Here is a 3,068-nt window from a genome sequence, read left to right on the forward strand (position 1 = left end):
CGCCCACCCTCCGCTCCGGGGACCTCGCACCCGAGGTTCTGGAGGCGGTCACCACCGCTCTGGGACTCCGGCCGGAGCAGGTCCTGGCGCACCAGTGGGTGGACGACGGCCCCGGGTGGGCCGCCGTGCTGCTGGGATCCGCAGAGGAGGTGCTTGCCGTTGAACCGGACCTCACGGCGCTGAACGGGCACAAGGTGGGCGTGGTGGGCCCCGCCCCCGAGGGGGCGGAGCACCACTACGAGGTGCGCGCGTTCGTGTCCGGAACTCCCGGCTGCGAGGACCCCGTCACCGGCAGCCTCAACGCGGGCCTGGCCCAGTGGCTGCTGCGCACGGGCCGCGCCCCGCAGACGTACACCGCGCGCCAGGGCACCAGGATGGGCCGCCGCGGCATGGTGCACGTCAGCACGGACACGACGGGCACCGTGCGCGTGGGCGGCTCCTGCACGGTGTGCGTCACGGGGAGCGTGACGCTGTGAGCACCCGGCTGCACGTGGTCTTCGACGGCCGGTGCGGGTTCTGCACCCGGTCCGTGGGCTGGGTCCGGGCGCTGGACCGCCACGGTCGGATCGAACTGCACCCGTGGCAGGGCCCGGGCGTCCTGGAACGCTTCGGGCTGACCCCGGAGCAGGCGAACACCTCGGTGTGGGCCGTTCCCGCCGAGCACGCCGCCTCGGACACCGACGCCGATGGGCACACCCCCTCACGCTCGTCCACGCACTCGCGCCCCGCCACCGGCGCCGATGTCGGTGCCCCGGCCGGCGCCCCCGCGGACTCGGGCGTGCGTGCCACACGCGGAGTGGGCACCGGCAGCGCTACCAACGAGCCCGCCCCGAAGGGGACGCGCTCGGACTCGGACGTGCGTGCCACGAGCGGCGCGCGGGCCATCTCCGCCATCCTCGACACGGCCCTGGGCGGCCGCTGCTTCGGCACGTTCTACAACCTGCCGCTGGTGGGTCGTACCGTGGAGGCCGTCTACCGCTGGGTGGCCGCCCACCGGGGCAGCTTCCCGGGTGTCACCCCGTGGTGCGAGCAGCACCCCGGGCAGTGCAGCCGGAAACACTGACCCGCGGGAGAGTCAGCCGCCCTCCGTCTCGCGCCGCCCGCACCGCCCTCTCCGTGCTGCCCTCGCCCGGGCACCGCCAGATCATGCGGGCAGCGCGTTCCGCAGCTCCCGGGCGGCTGCGGTGACGTCGGTGGCCTCGGTGACCGCCCGCACCACCACGATCCGCGAGGCGCCGGCGTCGAGCACGGCGGGCAGCCGGGCGGCGTCGACGCCCCCGATGGCGAAGAACGGCGTGTCCCCCGCGTGCCGCGCGGCGTACCGGGGCAGCTCCAGGCCCACGGCTGAGCGGCCCGGCTTGGTGGGGGTCTCCCACACGGGGCCGGTGCAGAAGTAGTCCAGCCCGGGGTCAGCGAGCGCCGCGTCCACCTGAGCCGGTGTGTGGCACGAGCGCCCGAGCACCACGTCCGGGCCCAGCACCGTGCGTGCCTGCTCGGTGGTGAGATCCCCCTGGCCCACGTGGAACACGTCCGCGCCGGTCAGCAGGGCCACGTCCGCGCGGTCGTTCACCGCGAACAGCCTGCCGTGCTCGCGGGCGACCTCCGCGAGCACCCCGATGGCCTCGATCTCCGCCGCGGCCTCCAGCGTCTTGTCCCGCAGCTGGATGATGTCCACGCCGCCCTCGTACGCGCCGTGCAGGAACTCTCGCAGGTCACCGCGCTCCTGCCGCGCCGTCACGCACACGTAGAGCCGCGCGTCCCTCAGCTGGTCACGGCGGCGTTCTCCCTGGTCCTCGGTCTGTGCCATGACGCCATGGTGGCACGAACCCCGCACCCGCGCGCGGGGCGGTCGCTCAGCCCGCCGCGAAGCCCCGGGGACGTGGCACGGGGCGAGGGCTAGACTGGCGGCGTCGTCCGGCAGCCGACCCCGTGCCGCCCGACGAGTTCCACGGGAGCCCGCACGCGTCACAGACCACCCGCAGCGGGCTGAGAGGGCGTGAGTCGCCGACCGGTCACCTGATGCGGGTCATGCCGCCGGAGGGAGGAAAGTTGTCCGAGAACGTCCCCGCGCACGTCGTGGTGGCCGGGGCCGGGCTGATCGGCCTGGCCACCGCTCTGGAGCTGCGCCGCCGCGGCACCGCCGTCACCGTGGTGGACCCACGGCCCGCCTGGGGCGCCACCCGCGCCGCCGCCGGCATGCTCGCCCCCGTGGCCGAGACCCAGTACGGTCAGGAGCGCCTGTACCCCCTCATGCGCGCCTCGGCCGCAGAGTACCCGCAGTTCGTGCAGCGCGTGGCCGCCGCCACCGGCCTGCCCACCGGCTACCGCACGGAGGAGACCCTGGTGGTCGCCGCCGACGCCGCTGACGCGCGTTCGCTCTCCGACCTCGCCTCCCACCAGATCGCCTCCGGGATGGACGTGGAGGAGATCTCCACCCGCGAGGCCCGTTCCCTGGAGCCGGCCCTCGCACCACGGCTGGGTGGTGCCGTGTGCATTGTCTCGGACCGGCAGGTGGACCCACGGATGCTCGCCACCGCCATGGTGGAGGCACTCAACGCTCCCCTCCTGGACACGCTCGGCAGCACCCCGGACCCGGGTCCCGTCACGTGGCTCACCCACCGGGTGGAGTCCGTGCACGTCCCCCGCAAGGGCCCCCACGCCGCAGCCGGGGTGGTCCTGGACGACGGCACCCGGATTCCCGCGGACGCCGTGGTGGTGGCCGCAGGGCTCACCGCCAACACCGTGGGAGGCCTCCCGGAGGACCTGGACCTGCGGCTGCGGCCCGTGTTCGGGGACATCCTGCGGCTGCGCGTCCCCGACTCCGTCCTGGCCCCCGGCGAGGAGCACCTGCTGACCCGCACCGTGCGTGCCCAGGTGCTGGGGCGGCCCGTCTACATGGTGCCGCGGGCGGACCGAACCCTGGTGCTCGGTGCCACGAGCCGCGAGGACGGCCGCGAGTCCGTGCTCGCCGGCGGCGTGCACCAGCTGCTGCGGGACGCCCGCACCGTGGTCCCCGCGATCGACGACTGCGACGTCCTGGAGATGATGGCCCGCGCCCGCCCCGGCAC

The 3,068-nt window shown here is 74.9% G+C and carries 4 protein-coding genes; 3 read left to right on the forward strand and 1 reads right to left on the reverse strand.

The genetic code is table 11. From position 1 onward, the window contains the following. Nucleotides 1-476, forward strand: a 476-nt coding sequence (locus CWC38_RS11385) for a PhzF family phenazine biosynthesis protein (protein ID WP_133306259.1), incomplete at its 5' end; no start/stop codon positions are given. Then, nucleotides 473-1,063: a thiol-disulfide oxidoreductase DCC family protein gene (locus tag CWC38_RS12490; RefSeq protein WP_240625248.1), complete on the forward strand. Its 591-nt coding sequence runs from the start codon at nt 473-475 to the stop codon at nt 1,061-1,063. The genes CWC38_RS11385 and CWC38_RS12490, both read left to right, overlap by 4 nt. Nucleotides 1,064-1,144: 81 nt before the next feature. Here CWC38_RS12490 and thiE read toward each other — a convergent pair whose 3' ends face one another. Further along, nucleotides 1,145-1,807, reverse strand: a complete 663-nt coding sequence (gene thiE / locus CWC38_RS11400; protein WP_121846834.1) for a thiamine phosphate synthase — start codon at nt 1,805-1,807, stop codon at nt 1,145-1,147. Nucleotides 1,808-2,028: 221 nt separating this feature from the next. Here thiE and CWC38_RS11405 point away from each other — a divergent pair. After that, a partial coding sequence (locus tag CWC38_RS11405; protein WP_338067547.1) for an FAD-dependent oxidoreductase occupies nt 2,029-3,068 on the forward strand: 1,040 nt, incomplete at its 3' end.

The sequence above is a fragment of the Kocuria tytonicola genome, assembly GCF_003687455.1.
In the GTDB taxonomy this organism is placed as follows: domain Bacteria; phylum Actinomycetota; class Actinomycetes; order Actinomycetales; family Micrococcaceae; genus Kocuria; species Kocuria tytonicola.

What these genes read in the sequence shown, in the direction of transcription:
- thiE (WP_121846834.1), bottom strand. Translation starts at nt 1,807, where the DNA reads ATGGCACAGACCGAGGACCAGGGAGAACGCCGCCGTGACCAGCTGAGG.